The organism is Saccharothrix sp. ALI-22-I, from assembly GCF_001984175.1.
GTDB lineage: Bacteria > Actinomycetota > Actinomycetes > Mycobacteriales > Pseudonocardiaceae > Actinosynnema.
Genome location: NZ_MTQP01000038.1, coordinates 40919 through 63675 on the forward strand (window position 1 = coordinate 40919; position 22757 = coordinate 63675).

3 protein-coding genes are annotated in these 22757 nt (G+C 71.2%); all 3 read right to left on the reverse strand.

Annotated elements, in window-relative coordinates:
* Positions 1-8 precede the first annotated feature (8 nt).
* The 3 genes from ALI22I_RS54425 to ALI22I_RS04520 all read right to left on the reverse strand — a co-directional run bounded on the left by ALI22I_RS54425 (position 9) and on the right by ALI22I_RS04520 (position 22331).
* On the reverse strand, positions 9-4847 hold the full coding sequence (locus tag ALI22I_RS54425; RefSeq protein ID WP_077004284.1) for a type I polyketide synthase: 4839 nt from the start codon (positions 4845-4847) through the stop codon (positions 9-11).
* On the reverse strand, positions 4847-6247 hold the full coding sequence (locus ALI22I_RS04515; protein ID WP_077004285.1) for an NAD(P)/FAD-dependent oxidoreductase: 1401 nt from the start codon (positions 6245-6247) through the stop codon (positions 4847-4849). Before ALI22I_RS04515 ends, ALI22I_RS54425 begins: the two co-directional genes overlap by 1 nt.
* A 313-nt stretch (positions 6248-6560) precedes the next feature.
* Positions 6561-22331, reverse strand: coding sequence for a type I polyketide synthase (locus tag ALI22I_RS04520; protein WP_083751413.1), 15771 nt, complete (start codon positions 22329-22331; stop codon positions 6561-6563).
* Between the last annotated feature and the right edge of the window lie 426 nt (positions 22332-22757).

Sequence of the window (22757 nt, forward strand, 5' to 3'; positions counted from 1 at the left end):
ACCAGGCGCTAGGACATGCCGAACTCGCGGTCGATGAGGTCGAAGATCTCCGCATCGGTGCTGGAGTCGAGGTCCGCCGGCTCGGGGTCCTCTCCGGTCCGGTCCCACTTCCGGAGCAGCGCCCGCAACCGGGACAGGACGTCCGCGCGGACCCGGTCGTCCGCGGCCCGCGCGAGCGCTTCTTCCAACCTGTCGACCTCCGCGGGTAGGCCGTCGTCGTCCTCTCGCAGGCGCTCGGCGAGCAGTCCGGCGAGCGCGACGGGCGTGGGGTGGTCGAAGACGAGGCTGGGCGGCAACCGCAGGCCGGTGGCCGCCACCAGGCGGTTGCGCAGTTCGACCCCGGTGAGGGAGTCGAAGCCGAGGTTCTTGAACGGCTGCTCGCCGGGCACCTCCCGGGCCGAGCGGTGCCCGAGCACGCCGGCCGCTTCCATGCGGACCAGCCGGAGCAACGCGCGGTCGCGTTCCGGTCCGTGGAGCGCGGTCATCTGCCGACGCCAGTCGGCCGCGCCGGCTGTCCCGGCTTCGCCGGAGGCCCGCGCGCGGAGGATCCCCTGGGTTTCGGGCACCTCCTCCACCAGGCGCGCCACGCGTTCCGCGGTCACCGACTCCAGGAACCGGTTCCAGTCGACGGCGGCGACGATCTCGTGGGCGGCAGTGGTGGCCCGGCGCAGCGCGGACACCGCCTGCGTCGGTGGCATCGCGATCAGGCCCGCACGCCGCAGCCGTTCACCCGCCGCACCGCCGGAGAACCCGTCGCCGTCCCAAACGCCCCAGGCCACCGAGGTCGCCACCAGCCGTTCGGCCCGACGTCGTTCCGCCAAGGCGTCCAGGGCGGCGTTGGCCGCGGAGTAGGCGCCTTGCCCGGGAGCGCCGAGCACGCCCGCCAGCGAGGAGAACAGCACGAAAGCCGACAGGTTCCGGTCGCGGGTGAGCTCGTGCAGGTTCCATGCGCCACCCACCTTCGCCCGCAGGACGGCTGCCAGGTGGTGCGGCGTCACCGCCTCGATGCGGGTTTCGTCGGCAACGCCCGCGGTGTGCACGATCCCGTTCAGCGGCGGGTCAACCGGCAGCGCGTCGAGGAGAGCGGCCAGTTCGGCACGGTCCCCCACATCGCAGGCGGCCACCGTCACCCGGGCACCCGAGCCCTCCAGCTCCGCGCGCAGCCGCGCCGCTCCGGGGGCATCCCCGCCCCGACGGCTCACCAGCACCAGGTGTTCGACGCCCTGCTCCACCAACCACCGCGCCACGCGCGATCCGAGCGCGCCGGTACCGCCGGTCACCAGCACGGTGTCGCGCGGCTCCCAACCCCGAGCGGCACCACCACCGGCACGCACCAACCGCCGCGCCCACAGACCCGACGGACGGGCGGCGACCTGGTCGTCGCCGCACTCCACCACCGCGCCGAGAGCGGCGCTCAGGTCCACATCGCCCGCCACGTCGACGACGCCGCCCCACCGGCCCGGGTGTTCCGCAGCCACTACCGCGCCCAGACCCCAGATCTGCGCCTGCACCGCACTGACCGGGGTGTCCTCGGCACCGGCGCGCACCGCACCCGACGTCACGCACCACAGCGGAGCGCTCAGACCCACGTCGCCCAGCGCCTGCACCAAGGCCACGGTCCCGGCCAACCCGCGCGACACGTCGGGAAACACGAGGTTCGGCCCCTCGTCCAACGCCAACAACGACACGACACCGGACAACTGCGACGCGGAACCGGCGATCGACCGCTCGACGCACGCCGCGAGGTATTCGCGCGTGGCGGTGCGGACGTCCACCTCGCACCGGACGACATCCGCACCGGAGAGGCCCTCTAGGCACCGCGCCACGCGATCGTCTTCGGAGTCCGCCGGGGCGACCACCAGCCACCGGCCCCGCAGCCAGCCGCGCCCGGGTCCGGCGATCCGCTTCCAGGAGACGCGATACCGCCAGTCGTCCACGGTCGTCCCGGCGCGCTCACACCGCCGCCAGGACGCGAGCGCTGGGACCACCTCCCGCAGCGAGTCCGCCGCACCACCGTCCACGCCGACGAGGTCCCGGAGGTGGTCGATGTCACCACGCTCGACCGCCGTCCAGAACTCGTTCTCGCGCTCAGACTCCGGGCGGTCCGGTGGGGGTGCCGGATCGAGCCAGTAGCGCTGCCGCTGGAACGGGTACGTGGGGAGTTCCACCGCCCGCACGCCGTTCCCGGCGAACACCGCGGTCCAGTCGACCCCGGCACCGCGCGTGTGCGCCTCCGCGAGAGAGGCCAGGAAGCGTTCCGCCCCACCGTCCGCACGGCGCAACGTGCCCACCGCGACACAGTCGTCGACTCCGGCGTCGTCGGCGATGTCCGTGATCGCGGTGGTGAGCACGGGGTGCGGGCTCGTCTCGACGAACACGCGGTGCCCGGCGTCGAGGACCCACCGCACGGCACCGGCGAAGTCCACCGCGGACCGCAGGTTCCGATACCAGTACTCGCCGTCGAACGTGCAGGTGTCGAGCGGTCCGCCGATGACACTGGAGTAGAACGGGATCCGGGAGCGTTTCGCCTCGATCCCGGACGCGGCGGCCAGCAGTTGCCCGCGCACCGGTTCGACACCAGGTGAGTGCGAGGCGTAGTCGACCGGGATCCGGTTACTGCGGACGCCGTCGTTGGCCAGTTGCGCCAGCAGCTCCGCCACTGCGTCGTCGTCACCGGCGACCACCGTCGTGGCGGGACCGTTCACCGCCGCCACGGACAGCCTTCCGCGCCATCCCGAAATTCTCGCGGCGAGCTCGTCGCGGGGCACGGCCACCGACGCCATCGCGCCCGAGAGACCGACCAGCGCCCGGCTCCGCAACGCCACCAGGCGGGCGGCGTCGGCAAGCGACAAGGCTCCCGCGACGTGCGCCGCCGCGATCTCCCCCTGCGAATGACCGACGACCGCGTCCGGTTCCACACCGTGCGCGCGCCACAGCGCCGCCATCGAGACCATGACCGAGAACAACACCGGTTGCACGACGTCCACCCGGTCCAGGCCGGGTGCTCCCGGCCTACCGCGCAGCACTTCGAGCAGCGAGAAGTCGACGTGGGGCGCGAGGGCGTCCGCACATGCCTCCAACCGGGCCGCGAACACCTCGGACGTGCCGAGCAGCCCGTGTGCCATCCCCACCCACTGCGACCCCTGGCCGGGGAAGACGAACACCACACCGCCGCACGGGTTCGCCTGTCCCCGGAACAGGTTGGGCGCGGGCAGGTCGTCGACGAGCGCATCCAACCCTCGCAAGAGCTCTTCCCGATTCGCCGAGACCACCACCGCTCGGTGCGGGAAAGTGGTCCGCGTGCTCACCAGGGACCAACCGACGTCAGCGATCCCGAGGTGTCCGTGGCGGCGCACATGCTCCCGGAGCTGGTCAGCCCTGGCCCGCAACGCGGTCTCCGTCTTGGCCGACAACACCCAAGGCACGGGACCCGACCACTCCGCACGAGGTGCCTCGACGCCATGCTCCCGCGGTGCTTCCTCCAGGATGAGGTGCGCGTTGGTGCCGCTGACACCGAACGACGAGACGGCCGCACGGCGCGGCCGATCCCGCTGCGGCCACGGCGTGCCTTCGGTGGCCAGTCGGAGCCCGCGCCCCGACCAGTCCACCAGTGGGGTCGGCTCCGCGGCGTGCAGCGTGGGCGGGATGACGCCATGGCGCATCGCCTGCACCACCTTGATCACGCCGCCGACACCTGCGGCTGCCTGCGAGTGGCCGATGTTCGACTTCAGCGAACCCAACAGCACCGGGTCACCCGCGTCCCGTTCCGCCCCGTAGACCGCCAGCAGGGCCTCCGCCTCCACGGGGTCGCCCAACGCGGTGCCCGTCCCGTGGCCCTCCACCACGTCCACGTCCGCAGCGGACAGCCCCGCGTCCTCCAGCGCCGCCCGGATCACCCGTTCCTGGGCGCGTCCGTTCGGTGCGGTCAGCCGGCTGCTCGCACCGTCCTGGTTCACCGCGCCCCCGCGGACCAGCGCACGCACCGGGTGGCCGTGGCTCCGGGCGTCGGACAACCGCTCCAGCAACAGCACCCCGACTCCCTCGCTCCACGCCGTGCCGTCGGCGGAAGCGGCGAACGACTTGCAGCGGCCGTCCGCGGCCAGCCCTCCCTGCCTGCTGAACTCGACGAACGCGATCGGGCTGGACATCACCATCGACCCGCTCGCCAGCGCCAGCGAGCACTCGCCCCGCCGCAGCGACGCGCACGCCAACTGGATAGCCACCAGCGACGAGGAGCACGCCGAGTCAACGGTGACGGCCGGACCCTCCAGGCCGAAGAAGTACGCGATCCGCCCGGACGCGATGCTCCCGGAGGTGCCGTTGGCCAGGTAGTCCTCGACGTCCTCTGCGGTCCCCTCGGCGTGCGACCCGTAGTCCTGGTACATCACGCCGGCGAACACCCCGGTCCGACTCCTCCGCACCGAGGCCGGATCGATCCCGGCGTGTTCGAACGCCTCCCACGACGTCTCGAGCAGGAGCCGCTGCTGAGGGTCCATCGCCAACGCTTCCCTGGGCGAGATATCGAAGAACGCGGGATCGAACCGATCGACGTCCTCGATGAACCCGCCTTCCCGGACACAGGTCGTCCCACGTCGGCCCGGCCGCGGGTCGTAGAGGCCGGCCAGGTCCCACCCGCGGTCGGCAGGGAACTCCGAGATCGCGTCGACGCCGGACTCGACGAGTCGCCACAGGTCCTCCGGGGAGCGGACACCACCCGGATACCGGCAGGCCATTCCGACGATCGCCACCGGTTCGTGCTCCCTGGAGGTGACCTCGTCCAACTGCTGTCTGGTGCGGTGCAGTTCGGTCACCACCCGCTTGAGGTAGTTCCGCAGCTGGTCCTCCATCACCCGACTCCCAGGAAGGGGTGGGCGGACAACTCCTCCGGGGTGAACGGTGGAGCACTGTCCGGCTCCGGCCGCGGACACCCGCGCACCAGCGCCCAGAGCACCTCGGGCTTGGCCAGCCCGGCGACGGAGCCTGACAACGCGAAGATGTCCGCCACCGCCTGAGCCGTGGGTTCGTGGGACACCGCCGTCGCCATCAGTCGCCGGGACATTCGGAGACGCAGCAGCGCGATCCTGGTGAGCCCGTCCGCCGACACCCCGGGGTAGAGCCGGTCCTGGTCGGTCGCGGCAGCCCAGGCCGGCCGCACTGTGCGGGCCAGCAGCCGCTGCGCACGGCGGCAGGCCCCTGGGCGCAGACCGTGTCGGTCCAGCGTCGACCGCAGTGCCAGGGCGCCTTTCGCGGCGATCGACATCCCGTGCGCGTAGGCCGGGTTAAACGCTCCCAGTGCGTCGCCGACGACCAGGAATCCCTCGGGCCACACCGGCATACGCTCGTAGTAACGGCGCCGGTTCACCGTGGACCGCGACCGGTAGATGGGCCCGTGCGGCTCGGCCGCGTCCATCAGGTCCGCCACGACAGGGTCCGCCACGCTGCGCGCGAATCGCGCGAACCCGGCTTCGTCCGCCGGCGGCTCGGCCCCGCGGGTCCCGGCGAGCGTGATCAGCCAACGACCACCTTCGATGGGCACCAGGACGGTCGACCGGCTCGGCTCGCCCGACCACGGGTCCAACGCGACGGTGACCGCCGGGAACCCGGCCCGTGCCGAGGCGGGAGCCGTGAAGATCCGCGAGGAGTACATCAACCCGCAGTCGATCACCTTCTCCGCCGGTGCGGGCGCGCCGAGAGCGGCCAACCAGTCCAGGGCACCCGATCCGCGCCCGGTGGCGTCCACGACGAGATCGGCCCGCACACCGCCGGTCGCACCGCTCTGCCGGTTCCGAACCAGGACCCCGGTCACCCTTGTGGCGTCACCGATCAGCCCCGTCACCTCGGTGGCGTCGAGGAGGTCGACGCGCGGCTCGTCCAGCACCCGACGCCGGACGTGCCGATCGACGAAGCCACGGCTGCACGTGATCGCGAACTGCCGCTCGGGGAACCGCTGCTGCCAACCCGCGGGCGTGAACGTCACGAAGTCGTTGGGGAAACCGAGCCGGTGTGCGCCCGCGTCTATCAGTGACCGGATCGTCCCTGGGAGCACGGAGTCCAGTGCGCGTGCTCCACCGGCCAGCAGGAAGTGTGCGTGGCGGTGCTGCGGAAGGCCCGCCCGCGCCACCGGGTCTTCACCCAAGGCATCCCGTTCCAGGACCGTGACCCGGTCCACGTACTTGGTCAGCACCTTTGCGGCGAGCATCCCCGCCAACCCGCACCCCAGCACGACGGCACGCGTCGATCGCTGCATCACGAAACACCCTTCTCGGAAACGGAGCCCTGCTCCGGCCTGGCGGTGGTGCCGGGGGGAGTGACGGATTTCTCCGACCCGGTCGCGATCGGCTCCGGTGTCCGGTACCGGGCGCGTTCCGTTGCGGTGCGCCGAGCCCGTTCGCGACGGGTCGAGCGGTTTTCGAACCTGCCGCCACTCCTGCGTCGCACCACTCTCGCCGTGGCACCGTGCTCGGCCGTGCCGCCGAGGAGGACCCGCCGGATCATCGCCCACCGCGCCCCAGCCGCCCGTGTACCCGGTCTTCCTCGCGCAGGAGCCGGCTCGGTGGCGATCACGAGAGCCCAAGCTCCTTGTCGATGAACTCGAAGATCTCCCCGTCGGTGGCGTGCTTGAGCCGCAGGGCAACGGTCTCGCCGGGCGGCGCGGCCGTCGATCCCGCCTCCGCCAACAGCTCTTCCAGCTCCTCGACGAGCCGCTTCCTGGCCCGTTCGTCGACGAGGACCGCGGGCAGCTTGGACCGCACCCGCTCCAGATCGGCGAGCGGCGAGTCGGGCGAGTCGTCCTCGGTCGTGGACAACCGCTCCCGGAGGTGGTCGGCCACCGCCCGGGGAGTTGGGTGGTCGAACAGCAGCGTGGCGGGCAGGCGCAGTTCGGTCACCTCCTCCAATCGGTTCCGGAACTCCAGCGTCGACAGGGAGTCCAGCCCCAGTTCGAGGAACCCCCGGTCGACTTGGACGAGTTGCGAGTCCGGGTATCCGAGGATGCGCGCCACGTGCTCGCGCACCTCCGACAGCAGCACCCTGGTCGGGTCGGCCTCGGCCATCCTCCGCCGCAGGTCACGCGGTGGGCTCGGAGCGCTGCCGTCCGCCGCGGGCCGCGTGGGGGTCCGCACGAGGTCGCGCAGCAAACGCGGAATGGTGCCACCGTCCGCTGCCACCGCGGTGAGGCCGAGGCGCATCGCCAGCAGCACTGCTCCGCCCGCCCCAAGTGCCTCGTCGAGCAGACCGACCGCCTGTTCGGCGGGCATCGGCACCACCCCGTACCCGCGAATCCGTGCGAGGTCGGCCTCCGAGAGCTTGCCCGTCATGCCGCTCGGCGTTTCCCAGAGCCCCCACGCCAACGAGAGCGCAGGTTCGCCGGCTGCCCGCCGCTGCTGGGCGAAGGCATCCATGAACGCGTTCGCGGCGGCGTAGTTGCCCTGGCCGGTGCCGCCGAGCACGCCCGCGATCGACGAGCACAGAATGAACGCTGACAGGTTCCGGTCCCGGGTCAGCTCGTGGAGGATCAGCGTGCCGTCCACCTTCGGGCGCAGGACGCGGTCCACCCGCTCCGGAGTCAGCGCCGTGACGATCCCGTCGTCGAGCACACCCGCCGCGTGGATCACGGCGGTCAGCGGGCGGTCGTCCGGGATCGCGGCCAGCAGTGCGGCCACTGCCCGCCGATCCGCCACGTCGCACGCCACGACCGATGCCCTCGTGCCGAGCGAGTTCAGCTCGGACACCAGGCCCGCGGCTCCTGCGGCGACCGGCCCGCCCCGGCTCACCAGCAGCAGGTGCCGGACGCCGCGCCCGGCGAGGTGGCGGGCCAACGCCTGCCCCACCACCCCGGTACCGCCGGTGATCAGCACGGTGCCGTCCGGGTCCCACGGCGTTCCGCTGCCGGCCGGGGGGACGCGGACCAGCCGGGCGGCACGCGCTTCGCCGGCTCGCAGGACTAGTTGCGGCTCGTCGGTGGCGACCACACCGGGCAGGGCGGCCAGCGAGGCGTCGGAGGTGTCGGCGTCCACGAGCACGAACCGTCCGGGGTTCTCTGACTGGGCCGATCGGACCAGGCCCCACAGCGCGGCGCCTGGCAGGTCAGAGACGGGTTCTTCGCCGGCGGCTCCGGTGGTCAGCAGGACGAGCCGCGTCCGGGAGAGCCGGTGTTCGGAGAGCCAGTTCCGGATCAGCTCCAACCCCTGCACGGCTAGGTGGCGGACTGCGGCGGAGATGGGGAGCCCGGCTTCGGCCCGTGGGGACCACAGCACCATGTCCGGGGCCGGGTGTCCCGCGTCCAGGGCTTCTCGCAGCTCGTCGAAGCGGCCGACTTCCGCCACCTCCGCTTCCGGGCGCAACGCGCCCGCGATACGTGGCTCCGACGGGCCCAGCACGACCCAGCGGTGGCTGACCGCCGAGGCGCGAGGGACGGCGGACCACTCTAGGCGGAAGAGCGAATCACCCGCGCGCACTCCGGCAGCGGGGCGCAGCCGCAACGATTCCACCGCGAGGACGAGGTGTCCCTCGGCGTCGTGCGCGTCGAGCGAGAACTCATGCTCCCCGACCGGCGACAACCGGACGCGGAGCACGTCGACTCCGGTCTTGTGCAGGGACGCGCCGCGCACGGAGAACGGGATCAGCCTTGCGTCACCCATCACGAACGCCACCGCTTGCAGTGCGGCGTCCAACAGGGCGGGGTGGAGGCCGAAGGACCGGGACTGTCCACAGCTCTCTTCTGGCAGCCGTGCCTCGACGAGCACGTCGTCCCCGTCGCACCACACCTTGTCGAGCCCCCGGAACGCCGGTCCGTAGTCGAAACCCCGGTCGACCAGCCGCTCGTAGAACCCGCTGGTGTCCACCGGCACCGCGTGGTCGTCCGGCGCTTGGGCACGCCGGGCGTCGCCTTCCCCGGCAATGAGCACACCCGTCATGTGGCGGGTCCAGCGCAGGTCGCCCTCTGGTTTGGCGTGCAATCGCACCTGTCGGCGATGGGTCTCGTCCTCCGGGCCCACCAGCAGCTGCACCGCGACCGCTCCGCACTCGGGAAGGATCAGGGGTTCTTCGAGGATCAGTTCGTCGACCTGCCGGCAGGCGCACCGCCGCCCGGCCCAGAGGGCTAGTTCGAGGAACGCCGTCGCCGGGAACAGAATCTGCCCGCCCACCACGTGGTCGGCCAGCCAGGGATGGGTGCGAGTCGAGAGCGTGGCGGTGAGCACGACGCTGCCCTCACCCGCGACCTCGGTCGTGGATGCCACGAACGGGTGACCCGTGTCGGCGTGGCGCTCGGGTGCCGCGTCCAACCAGTAACGCCGATGTTGGAACGGGTACGTCGGGAGCACGACCGGCTGGGGACGGTTGTCGGCGAACACCGCGTCCCAGTCCACGGCGGCTCCGCAACCGTACAGGTCGCCGAGGGTCCGGAGGACCTGGTGCCGGTCGTCGGTGCCGGGCCGCAGCGCGGCCAGGAACACGGGGGCGGGCTCCCGCTCCGCGAGGCAGTCCTCGGCCGGCGTGGCCAACCCGCCGTCCGGGCTCAGGTCCAGGTAGCAGCCGACACCCTGGTCGTGGAGCCGGTGCACGCCGTCCTGGAACCGCACCGCGCGGCGCAGGTGGCGGACCCAGTACTCAGGTGAGGCGAGTTCCGCGGCACCGACCTGCTCGCCGGTGACGGACGAGACGACCGGGATCGACGGTGTCGCACAGGTGAGGTCGGCGGCAACCTCGCGGTATCGGTCGACGATTCGGTCAACGTGCGGTGAGTGGAACGCGTGGCTGACGCGCAGTCGTTTGGTCCGGCGGCCTCGCGCGGCCAGCTCCTCCGCCAGACGGTGGACCGCCTCTTCGTCACCGGAGAGCACCGTGGAGGTCGAACTGTTGACCGCCGCGATGTCGACACCGGTGCGACCCGCCAGCAACGGCCGCACCTCCTCCTCCGCGGCCTCGACGGCGACCATCGCACCGTGGGCGGGCATGGTCTGCATCAGGCGACCCCGCGCGGCGACGAGGACGCACGCGTCGGCGAGCGACAACGCACCCGCACAGTGCACCGCGCCGAGCTCGCCCACGGAGTGGCCGAGGAGGAACGCCGGTGTCACTCCCCAGCTCCGGAACAACCGGAAGAGGGCCACCTCGAACGCGAAGATCGCGGGCTGCGCGTGGATCGTCTGGTCGAGGGCGGTGTCGCGGCCGGGGTCCTCCGCTGCCAGAACCATGTCGAGGACGGGCCGTTCGGTGTGCCGGTCGAGCTCCGCGCACACCTCCCGCAACGCCTGGTCGAACGCCGGAAACGCGTCGGCGAGCACCCGACCCATGCCGATCCGTTGCCCGCCCTGCCCGCCGAAGAGGACGGCGATGCCGCCGCGGCGCGCCGCGCGGGCCGTCCCGTGTGCACCGCCGGCCAACGCATCCAGTCCGGTCAGGAACTCCTGCCGGGTGGTTCCGGTCAGCACGGCGCGGTGTTCGAACCTGGAGCGCGTCTTCACGAGTGAATGCGCGATGTCCACGGGCTCGACATCGGGATCCGCTCCGAGGAAGGCGCGAAGCCGGTCGGCCTGCGCGCACAACGCGTCGGCGGTCCGGGCCGACAAGACCCAAGGGACGACGCCGGGGTCCTGCGGGCTCCGCCGCTCCTCTCCGGTTCCCGACCTCGGTGCTTCCTCCAGGATCAGGTGCGCGTTCGTCCCGCTGATGCCGAACGACGACACGCCGGCGCGCCTCGGTCGTTCCCCCGCCGGCCAGTCGACCTGCTCGGCGAGCAGCCTCAGGCTGCCGGACCAATCCACGTGCGGCGTGGGTTCCGCCACGTGCAGGGTGCGCGGCAAGATCTCCCGTTGGAGTGCCATCACCATCTTGATGACACCGGCGACCCCGGAGGCCGACTGCGTGTGGCCGATGTTGGACTTCAGGGAGGCCAGCCACAACGGGCGGTCGCGGTCCTTGCCATAGGTGGCGAGCACGGCGTGGGCCTCGATCGGGTCCCCGAGTTCCGTTCCGGTTCCGTGAGCCTCGACCGCGTCCACGTCCTGCGCACGGAGGCCGGTGTTCGCCAGGGCCTGGCGGATCACCGCTTGTTGCGCCAGACCGTTCGGCGCGGTCAGGCCGTTGCTCGCACCGTCGGAGTTCACCGCCGAGCCGCGGATGAGGGCGAGCACGCGGTGCCCGTGCCGTTGCGCGTCCGACAGCCGCTCCAGCAGGACGAGACCGACGCCTTCCGCCCACCCGGTCCCGTCCGCCCGCGCGCTGAACGCCTTGCAGCGGCCGTCGGGCGCGAGCACTCCCTGCCTGCTGAACTCGGTGAAGGTGTCGAGGGTGGACATCACCGTGGCCCCGCCCGCGAGCGCCATGCGGCATTCGCCTCGGAGCAGCGCCTGTCCGGCCAGGTGCAACGCGACCAGGGAGGACGAGCACGCGGTGTCCACGTTGATCGCCGGCCCCTGCAGTCCGAACCAGTAGGCGATGCGGCCGGCGGCGACGCTGCCCGCGCTCCCCAGCGTGAGGTAACCCTCGAGCCCTTCGGGCGGTGATGAGACGCGGGAGCCGTAGTCGTGGTAGCTGGTTCCCACGAAGACACCGATGTTCTCTCCGCGCAAAGCGTCAATGTCCACGGTGGCGCGCTCGAACGCCTCCCAGGAGGTTTCCAGCAGCAGCCGGTGCTGCGGGTCGATCGCGAGCGCCTCGCGTGGGCTGATCTGGAAGAACTCCGGGTCGAAGTTCGCGGCGTCGTAGAGAAACCCGCCACCGGTCGTGGCGAACGTTCCGGGGCGGGAAAGCTCGGGGTCGTACTTCCCTTCGACGTCCCACCCCCGGTCGCGGGGAAAGTCCGAGATCACGTCGCGGCCTTCGGCGACGAGCTGCCACAGCTCTTCCGGCGAGCGGACTCCGCCGGGGAAGCGGCAGCTCATCGCCACCACCGCGATCGGCTCGTCCCGCGGCGCCGCGGCTTCCGCGGCCTTGACGACCTCTGCGACCTTGACGACCCCGGTGCGCCGGGGTCGCAGCGCACCGGCCAGCTCCGCGGCGGTGGGGTGGTCGAATACCAACGTCACAGGCAGGTCCAGTCCTGTGGTGCGGGCCAGCCCGTCCCGGAAGCGGACCGCTGTCATCGAGTCGAATCCCAGGTCCCGGACAGGGCGGTCGGGGTCGACGTCGTCGGGCCCGGAGTACCCGAGCAGCTCGGCGATCCGGGTTCGCACCAGGTCGAGCAGGAGTCGGTCCTGTTCTGGGCCCGGGAGCTCGCCGACGCGCCGCGCCCAGCCGTTGTCGGCCGGCCCGCCCGCGTGGACCTGTTCACCGGTGAGTTCGGCCAGGATCGCGCCGCGTGCCAGAGAGGCTCGCAACCGGTTCCAGTCGACCTCGGCGGCGATCGTGAACGGCGCATCCTCTCCGAGCGTGCGGCGCAACGCGCCGATGGCCTGTTCAGGCCGCATGGGTGGGATTCCCCGCCGTCGCAGCCGCTGGTCGAGTTCGGCGTCGACCAGACCATCGCCCCACGAGCCCCAGGCGATCGCCGTGGCCGGCAGGCCGATGCCCCGGCGGTGCTGCGCGAGTGCGTCCACACCGGCGTTGGCCGCCGCGTAACTCGCCTGACCGGGCGCGCCGACCGTTCCCGCCAGCGAGGACACGAGCACGAACATCGAGAGGTCGTGATCCCGGGTCAACTCGTGGAGGTGCACCGCCGCACCGAATTTGGGGTCGATCACCTCGGCCGCGCGAGCCGTGTCGAGCGCGTCGACGAGCGCATCGTCCAGCGCGCCGGCGGCGTGGACCACGCCGGTCAGCGGGCTTTCCGGCGGCACCGTCCCCAGCAGTCGTCGGAGGGATTCCCGGTCGGTCACGTCACACGCGGCCACAGTGATCCGGGTTCCCGTCCCGGACAGCTCTTCGACGAGCTCTGCGGCTCCCTCGGTGTCCGGCCCGCGTCGGGTGGCCAACAACAGGTGCTCCGCTCCTTCGCGGGCCAGCCACCGCGCGATGTGTGCGCCCACAGCGCCCAAACCACCGGTGATCAGCACCGTTCCCCGGCCCGGCCGGAATGCTTCGACGTCGGCGGGGACGGCCTCGACCACTCGTGGGACGAGCACCCCGGAGCTGCGGATCGCGCACCGGTCTTCGCCGCTGACCCCGGCCAGCGCCCTGCCAACCTGGTGAAACTCGTGGGGTCCGGCGGATTCCGGCAGGTCGAGCAGACCTCCCCAGCGCGCACCGCACTCCTGGGCGGCCACCTGTCCCAGCCCCCAGGTCAGCGCCTGAGCCGGGCTGGGTGGGGGATCCTCCGGTCCCGTCGACACCGCTCCCCTGGTGCAGCACCACAGCGGCGCGTCGATCCCGACGTCACCGAGCGCCTGGATGAGAGAGACCACCAGCGCGAATCCCCTCGGCACCGCGGTCCCGGGCATCGAGGGGTCGTCCGGTGCCGGCAGGGACACGACCCCGTCCACGGCATCGCCGATCGCGCCCCGGAGCCGTGCCGCCACTGCGGCGCGATCGGGTTCGTCGATGTCGATCCGCTCCACCAGGGCGCCGAGTTCGGCGAGCTCGGCTTGGACAGCCTCGGACCACCCGGTGCCCCGACCGCCTGAGGTCACGACCAACCACCTGCCGGACAAGCGGGCCGGCAGCCCGTCCTGTACCACCCGCCACGCCACGCGGTACCGCCGCGCGCCCGCGCTGCGCCGGTCTGCGAGCCAGTAGCGGCGCTGCTGGAAGGGGTAGGTCGGGAGGTCGACGCAGCGGGGTTCGAGGCCGCTGAACGCCTTGTCCCAGGTCACGGGCACGCCGTGCGCGAAGGCTTCGCCGACTGCGGCCAGCATTCGGTCCGGCCCGCCGTCCCCCCGGCGCAGCGTGTCAACGGTCCACAGCGGTTTTCCGCTCTGCTCAGCGGTTCGCTGGATCGGGAAGGAGAGCACGGGGTGCGGGCTGACCTCCACGAAGACGTCATGCCCGGCGTCGAGCAGGTTCCGCGTCGCCGCGTCGAAGCGCACGCCGCAGCGGAGGTTGTCCACCCAGTACCCGGGCCCCAGTCCGATGGTGTCGAGGTCGCCGCCGGTGACCGTCGACCAGAACGGGATGTCCCCGCTGCGCGGGCGGATGCCGTCGAGAGCGGTGCGGAGGTGCTCGCGGATGGCCTCGACGTGCGACGAATGGGAGGCGTAGTCCACCGGGAGCCGCTTCGCCGACAGACCGCTCTCTAGGCAGCGCGCCACCAGTTCGTCGAGCGCGGGCGCCTCGCCGGAGACGACCACCGAACCGGGGCCGTTGGTCGCGGCCACCTCGATCCGCCCGTCCCACCTCGCCAGGATCTCCGCCACGTCCCCGGGCTCCGCCGAGATCCCGGCCATGCCGCCCTTCCCGGAGAGGTGGGTGCGCAGCAGGCGGCTGCGGATCGCGACGACTTTCGCCGCGTCCTCCAGGGACAGGCCGCCGGCGACGCACGCGGCGGCGATCTCCCCCTGGCTGTGGCCGACGACCGCGGCCGGTTCCACGCCGTACCAGCGCCAGAGTTCGGCCAAGGACACCATCACCGCGAACACCGCCGGCTGCACCACGTCCACGCGGTCCAGCGGCGGTGCGCCCGGCTCACCGCGGAGCACCTCCAACAGCGACCAGTCGGTGAACGGCTCCAACGCGCGCGCGCACTCCTCCACCCGGTCGCGGAAGACCGCAGAGCTGTCGAGGAGGTCGCGAGCCATGCCCGGCCAGTGCGTTCCCTGTCCGGGGAAGACGAACACGACCCGGCGGTCCGTGGCGGGGGCGGTCGGCCCCTCGTGGAGGAGGGTGTCCAGATCCCGGCGGAACTGCGCGGGACTGCTGCCGACGAGCACCGCCCGATGCCGGAACGCGGTCCGGCTCGTCGCCAGGGAGTAGCCGACGTCCACCGGACTCACGTCCGGGGATCGCGAGAGGAAATCCCGGAGCAGGCGGGCGTGCGCCCGGAGGGCGGCGGGCTCCGTCGCCGACAGGACCCACGGCACGACGGCATCGACCTCGCGGCGGGGCCGCGGTGGCTCGGGGGGAGCCTGCTCCAGGATGACGTGTGCGTTGGTCCCGCTGATCCCGAACGCGGAGATTCCCGCGATGCGCGGCCGGCCGCGGTCGGGCCACGCCATCCGCTCGGTGAGCAGGCGCACCGCACCGGAGGACCAGTCGATGTGGGGCGAGGGTTCGTCGACGTGCAGCGTCCGCGGCAGCACACCGTGCTGGAGCGCGAGCACGGTCTTGACGACTCCGGCGAGACCGGCGGCCGCCTGGGTGTGGCCGATGTTGGACTTCAGCGATCCCACCCACAGCGGACGGTCCCGGTCCTGCCCGTAGGTCGCCAAGAGTGCGTGGGCCTCGATGGGGTCGCCGAGCGTGGTGCCGGTGCCGTGGGCTTCCACGACGTCCACCTCGTCCGGCCGAACGCCCGCGTTGGCCAGGGCCTGGCGGATCACCGCCTGTTGCGCCAGGCCGTTCGGCGCGGTCAGCCCGTTGCTCGCACCGTCGGAGTTGACCGCTGAGCCGCGCACCACGGCCAGCACGGGGTGACCGTTGCGCCTCGCCTCGGACAGCCGTTCCAGCAGCACCACGACGGCACCCTCGGCAAGGCCGATGCCGTTGGCGGAGGCGGCGAAAGCTCGGCACCGCCCGTCCGGCGACAAGGCACCTTGCTTGCCGAGTTCCGCCAACGTCATCGGCGCGGAGAGCACGGCCGCGCCTCCGACAAGCGCGAGAGAGCACTCGCCGGTGCGCAGCGACTGGCATGCCTGGTGGAGTGCGACCAGCGAGGATGAGCACGCGGTGTCGGTGGTGATGGAAGGGCCTTGGAAGCCGAAGGTGTAGCTGATGCGTCCCGACAGGATGCTGGTGACCGTCCCGGTCACGAGGTGACCCGCGACCTCGTCCACCGCATCAGCCGGATCGGCGGCGTAGCCCTGGTAGCCGGCACCGACGAAGACGCCCGTCTGGCTCCCGCGCAGTGTCGTCGGGTCCAGCCCGGCCCGTTCGATCGCCTCCCACGAGGTTTCCAGCAGCAGGCGTTGCTGCGGGTCCATCGCCAGCGCTTCCCGGGGACTGATCCCGAAGAAGGCAGCGTCGAACAGCGCTGCGCCGTGCAGGAATCCTCCCGCGTGTGCGATGAGGGCGTCGGGGCGTGCGGGGTCCTGGTCATACCGCGCTCCCCAACCGCGGTCCGTCGGTATTGCCGAGATCATGTCGTCGCCGCGTTCGAGCACCTGCCACAACTGTTCCGGGGTCCGCACGTCCTGCGGCAGGCGGAAGCTCATCGCCACCACCGCGATCGGTTCCTCGGTGCTCACGTGGCCGATGACCTGGCCGGCGTCCTGGGCACCTGCGCTCAGCGTTGCCAGGTGGGAGGCCAGCCTGGCCACGGTGGGGTGGTCGAAGACGGCGGTCACCGGGATTTGCAGGCCGATGGCCTCGGCGAGCCGCGTGCGCAGTCGCACGGTCATCGGTGAGTCCAGCCCGAGGTCGCGCAAGGGGGTACCGGCGTCCACGGACTCCTGGTCCGGGAATCCGAGCACGGCAGCTACCTCGCGGCGAACCACGTGCACGAGCTCACCTGGCTGTGCCGAGGGCACCACCCGAGACGTTCGCCCCGGTGGTCGCTCTCCGCCACCCGCGGCGCGGGCCCTGGGCACGCCGTCGAGCAGCGGACGTGGCCTGGCCACGGTGAACAGCGGCGTGAACGTCTCCCAGTCGACGTCCGCGACCGCGATGCAGGTCTCGCCCCGGTCCAACGCCGCCTGCAGCGCTGCGGTTGCCATTCGCGGGTCCATGTACCCGATTCCGCCGGCGCGGAGTTCGTCCTTGGTTAGCGAGGCTGCCATTCCCGTGCCGTCTGTGGAGTTCCAGATACCCCATGCGATCGAGGTCGCGGGAAGCCCTCTGACTCGACGATTCTCGGCCAACGCGTCCAGATAAGCGTTCGCGGCGGCGTAGGCGCCGTGCGCGCCGCTGCCCCACGCCCCCGAAATCGACGAGAAGAGCACGAACGCGTCGAGTTCGTTGGCGTCGTCGAAGAGCTCGTCCAGGTTCCGCGCCCCGATCAGCTTGGCCCGGACGACCTCGGTCAGCTCGTCCAGGCTTGTTTCCGCGACCGGACCGAGGGCGATGGCACCAGCGGTGTGAACCACCGTGCGCACGGGATCGCCCTGTTCGGCCAGGCGCCGAACGAGCTGGGCCAATTCGCCGCGCTTCGCCACGTCGCACCGTGCATGGGTAACGCGCGCACCCGATGCCGCCAGCTCAGCGCTGAACTCTGTCGCCCCGGGCGTTTCCGCGCCGCGGCGGCTGACCAGCACGAGGTGCCGTGCGCCCTCGCCAACGAGCCAGCGAGCGACGTGCTTCCCAAGACCCCCGTGGCCACCGGTGATCAAAGCGGTCCCCTGTGGACACCACTGGTCGGCCACGCGCACGCCGGTCGACGCGGGAGTCAGCCGGCGGATGAACAGCCCTTCATCGCGGAGCGCGAGTTGGTCTTCGCGCCCGCTGCCGACGAGAGCCCCGAGCAGGCGGGACAGGACCGCGTCCGTCGGCCTCTCCGGGATGTCGACCAGACCGCCCCAGCTCTCGGGTCGCTCCAACCCGAACACGCGTCCGAGTCCCCACACGGCTGCTTGTGTGGGGTGTTCCAGCGAATCGGACGCGACCGCCGCCACTGCTTCCGTGGTGATCAGCCACAGCGGCGCGGTCACGGCGAGATCGCAGATCGCTTGCGCCAAGGCGAGTGTCATCGCCAATCCGCCGGGCAGCTCCGGGTGCACGGGGTGAGGGCTTTCGTCCAGCGCCAGGAACGACACGATCCGGTCGGCGGTCGTTTCCGATCGCAGTCGCCGCCCGATCGATTCCCGGTCGGCCGAGTCGGGGTCCAGTTCCAGGGTGTCGACGTGTCCCATCGCTCCGAGTTCCCGGATGCATCCGGCTATCGCGGGGTGTTCGGCGTGGCCGGCGGGGAAGACCACCAGCCAATTCTCGGGCTGTGTGGGCGCCGGGACGGGGTTGCACGGCTCCCATCTGATGCGGTAGCGCCATGAGTCAACGGTTCGCTGGTCCCGGTCGCGGCGCTGCCACGACGACAGCACGGGAAGTGCAGGACGCATGGCTTCGAGCGATTCGGGGTCGTCCAGGTCCATGATCGCCGACACGGCGTCGAGGTCCTGGCTGCACACGGCGTCCCAGAACGGGCCGTCCGGGGTAGACCGCTGTTCCGACGCGGGCTGTTCCAGCCAGTACCGCCGGCGCTGGAAGGCGTACGTCGGTAGATCCACCCGCACGCCGGTCCCGCTGAACGCGTGATCCCACGTGACGGGTGCACCTCGCACGTGTGCTTCGGCGATCGAGTGCATCATCTGATCGATACCGCCGCGACCGCGCCACAGCGATCCCACCGCGTCCGCTTCGACGCCGGTTTCGTCGCAGATCTCCGTGATCGCCGCAGTCAGCACTGGGTGGGGACTGATCTCCAGGAACAGGTCGTGGCCGGTGCGCAGCAGTTCCCGGGTGGCTCGGTCGAACTCCACGGTATGCCGGAGGTTGCGGATCCAGTAGTCGGCGTTCAACTCTGTGGTGTCCAGTTGGCCGCCGGTGACGGTCGAGTAGAACGGCACCGTCGCCCGCTGCGGGCGAACGTCGCCCAGCACCTGCAGCAGCTGATCCCGGATCGCGTCCACCTGGTTGGAGTGCGAGGCGTAGTCCACCGGAATGCGGTGCGCCCGGATCCCGCCGACTTCGCATTCAGCCTGCACCTCGTCGATGTGCTGCGGGCTGCCAGCGAGGACGACCGAGCGGGGGCCGTTGACCACCGCCACGGACAGCTGTCCCCGGTCCCAGTGCTCTCGAGGCTGATTGACCGCGAGCATCGCGCCGCGGCCGGCGAGGCGGCGCCGGACGAGCCGGCTGCGCAGAGCAACGATCCTGGCCGCTTCGGGAAGGGGCAGGGCACCGGCGACGCAGGCTGCCGCGATCTCGCCTTGGCTGTGGCCGACAACCGCATCCGGTTCGATCCCGTACCCGCGCCACACTTCCGCGAGCGCGACCATCATCGCGAACAACGCCGGCTGCACCACGTCGACGTGCTCCAGTGACGGAGCTCCTTGCGCTCCGCGCAGCACGTCGACCAAGGACCAGTCGACGACCGCTCGCAGCGCCGAGTCGCACTCGTCGATCCGGTCCCTGAAGCCACGGGAGGTCTCCAGCAGGTCCCCGACCATCCTGGGCCACTGGGTTCCCTGCCCAGGGAACACGAACACCACTTGGCGGTGGGGTCGGGCCCTGCCCTCGACCACCGTCCCGGTCACGCCGCCGGCGAGTTCGTCGACGCCCTGGATCAGCTCGTCCGCGCCTCGTCCCAACACCACGGCTCGGTGCGCCAGTGACGCCTTGGCCGTGACCAGGGCCCGGCCGATGTCCGACGGGGACAGTTCGGGATGGGCACGAGCGAAGGTCGACAACCGCTTCGCCTGGTCTCGCAAGGCGTTTCCGGTGGCGGCGGAGACGACCCACGGCACCACCTCGCCATGGGGCTCCGCGTCGGTTACGGGCGTAGCCGGCTCAGATGTCGCTTCGAGGATCGCGTGTGCGTTCGTTCCGCTGATCCCGAACGAGGACACGCCGGCGCGGCGGGGGTACCGGTCCTCCGGCCAAGGCTGAGCTTCGGTCAGCAGCCGCAGCGCCCCCGAGGACCAGTCGACCTGTGGCGTCGGCTCGTTGATGTGCAGTGTCCGCGGCAGGATCCCGTGGCGCATCGCGAGCACCATCTTGATCACACCGATGACGCCCGCCGCCGCCTGGGTGTGTCCCAGGTTGGACTTCACCGATCCCAACCACAGGGGTCGATCCCGGCTACCGCCACCGTAAGTGGCCAGCAGCGCGTTCGCTTCGATCGGGTCGCCCAGCGGTGTGCCGCTTCCGTGGGCCTCCACCGCGTCTACCTCGTTCGCGGACAATCCGGCGTCGGCGAGTGCCTGCCGGATGACCCGCTGTTGGGCGGACCCGCTGGGGGCGGTCAGGCCATTGCTCGCGCCGTCGGAGTTCACCGCCGTGCCGCGGACCACGGCCAGGACCTGGTGCCCGTGGCGCCGGGCATCCGACAGCCGCTCCAGCAGCAGCACACCCACGCCCTCGGCCAGCCCGAAGCCGTCGGCCTGCTCGGCGAACGCCTTGCACCGCCCGTCCGGCGACAACGCGTGCAGGTTGCTGAACTCGACGAACATGCCGAGGCTCGGCATGACAGCCGCACCGCCGACCAGCGCCATCGTGCACTCGCCGTACCGCAGTGCGCGGCAGGCGAGGTGCAGTGCGACCAGCGAGGAGGAACACGCCGTGTCGATCGTGACCGCAGGGCCTTGGAGCCCGAAGGCGTACGCCACCCGACCCGACGCGACGCTGGCCGAGTTACCGGTGAGCACGTGTCCGCAGGTTTCGGCTGACGCATCCGCCAGGCGGGGGCCGTAATCCTGCGCCATGACCCCGGCGAACACGCCGATGCGTTCGCCGTGCGAGGAGGTCGGAGGAATCCCCGCACGCTCGAAGACCTCCCAGGAGGCTTCCAACAACAGGCGCTGCTGCGGGTCCATCGTCACGGCCTCACGCGGGCTGATGCCGAACAGGTCGGCGTCGAACTCGGTGGCGTCGTGGAGAAACCCCGCCGCGCGCTGGTAGTAGCTGCCTGCACGGCCGGGTTCGGGGTGGAAGCGGCCCTCGGTATCCCACCCGCGATCGTGCGGAAACCCCGAGACCGCGTCCGCCTCTGAGACCAACAATTGCCACAGGTCCTCGGGCGATGAGACCCGCCCCGGCAACCGGCAGCTCATCGCGACGATCGCTATCGGTTCTCTCGACGACTCCGGCACCGCTTCTGGAACCGTGGCCCCGCCCGCGTCCGCGGTGCGCAGAGCTTCCACCACGGCCCGGGGCGTGGGGTGGTCGAAGGCCAGCGTCGCGGGCAGGGACAGCCTTGTGGCCTTGGCGAGCCGGTCTCGGAGTTCTACTGCGGATACCGAATCCAAGCCGAGGTCCTGGAACGTCTTGTTCTCCGGCACCGCCGGGGCGTCGGTGGGAAGCAGCGCGGTGACGTGCGTACGCACCAAGGCCCGGAGGACCCGGACCCGTTCAGCCTCGGACGTGCGGTCGGGCTCAGCGGCTCGGTGATCCCGCACCTGCGCCTGGTCCGCTCCGGACGATCCCGGCAATTCCACCCGCCGTGCGCCGGATCCGGCGAAGACGACCTCCCAGTCGGGATCCGCGCCTCGTACGTGGGCTTCAGCCACTGCGGTCAGGAACCGATCCATCCCTCCCCGCCCCCGACGCAGGGTGGGAATCGCGGCGGCGTCCACAGATCCAGCTTCGAAGGTCTCCCGCAGAGCGGAGGTCAACACCGAATGCGGGCTGATCTCCAGGAAGAGCCGGTGACCAGTGGCCAGCAAGGCGCGCACAGCGCCCGCGAAGTGCACCGGCTGGCGCAGGTTCCGGCACCAGTAGGCCGCATCCAGTGCGGAGGTGTCCAGGAACCCCCCGGTCGCCGAAGAGCAGAACGGAACCTCGGAACCCTGCGGCCGGATCGGACCGAGATCGCGGAGAATCCATTCGCGCACGGCGTCGATCTGCGCGGAATGCGCCGCGAGCCCGACCTCGAGACGACGCGCCACCACACCTTCGTCCTGGCAGCGGCCCAGGAAGTCGTGGACCGCGGATCGGTCTCCGGATATCACCGTCGACCGCGGCCCGTTGACGGCCGCCAGATCGAGCCGCCCGCCCCAGCGCGGGAGGAAGGAGAGCACCTCCGCAGCCGGGAGCGAGACGGCCGCCATCTCCCCTTGGCCGACCAGGGTGGCCTGGGCCTTGCTCCACTCCGCCACTGCCCGAGCCCCGTCGTCCAGGGAAAGCCCTCCGGCCACGCAGGCCGCGGCGATCTCACCCACGGAATGTCCCACGACCGCACCTGGCGCCACGCCGCACGCGCGCCACATCTCGGCCAGCGCGACCATCACCGTGAACAGCGCGGGTTGGACGAGGTCCGGGGCTTCCAATTCCTCCTCGCCGTTCAGCACATCGGACAGGGGCCAATCGAGGAACGGCGCGAAAGCGGCGCAGCACTCCTGGACGGTGTTGCGGAACACCGTCGAGGATTCCATCAGCGCGGCGGCCATCCCCGGCCATTGCGATCCTTGGCCCGGAAAGACGAACACCGGCCGCGTACCGCATTCCGCAACGGAGGTGATCACGTCTCCCGACGGCACGCCGTTGGCCAGATCGGCCAGTGCCTGCAGGAAGTCGGCACGTCGACGCCCCAGCACCACCGCGCGGTTGCGCCCGGCAGGAAACGCCGTGGCGAGCGAATACCCGATGTCCACGACCGATCCATCCGCGCAGTCGCCCAGGAGATGCGCTCGGAGACCTTCCGCGTTGTAGCGCAGCGCGGACGGGTTGTTACCCGAAAGAACCCATGGAACCACTGCGGGTTCTGGTTGGTCCGCCAATGTGACACTCCCTCAACTCGGGCACATAACGCACGTTGAACAGTCAGAAGCCACGTCGACGCCACGGTCAGTCCGCGATGAACGAGGTCGGCAGAACACCCGAGGAACGGCTGGTGCACCAGACGCGCCCCGGCGCTTCTAACCTTTCCATAATGTCACTTGTGGCGAGACGACCGCCGCGTCCGTCTCGGCGTCGCGCTCGACCGCGACTCCACAGAGTCGACTCTCATTCCTTGAGTGAATTCCGAGAAAGTCCGGATGACCGCCTCTCCACGAGTCCCAGACTCCTCGCCAGCTATT

What these genes read in the sequence shown, in the direction of transcription:
- ALI22I_RS54425 (WP_077004284.1), bottom strand. Translation starts at nt 4,847, where the DNA reads ATGGAGGACCAGCTGCGGAACTACCTCAAGCGGGTGGTGACCGAACTG.
- ALI22I_RS04515 (WP_077004285.1), bottom strand. Translation starts at nt 6,247, where the DNA reads ATGCAGCGATCGACGCGTGCCGTCGTGCTGGGGTGCGGGTTGGCGGGG.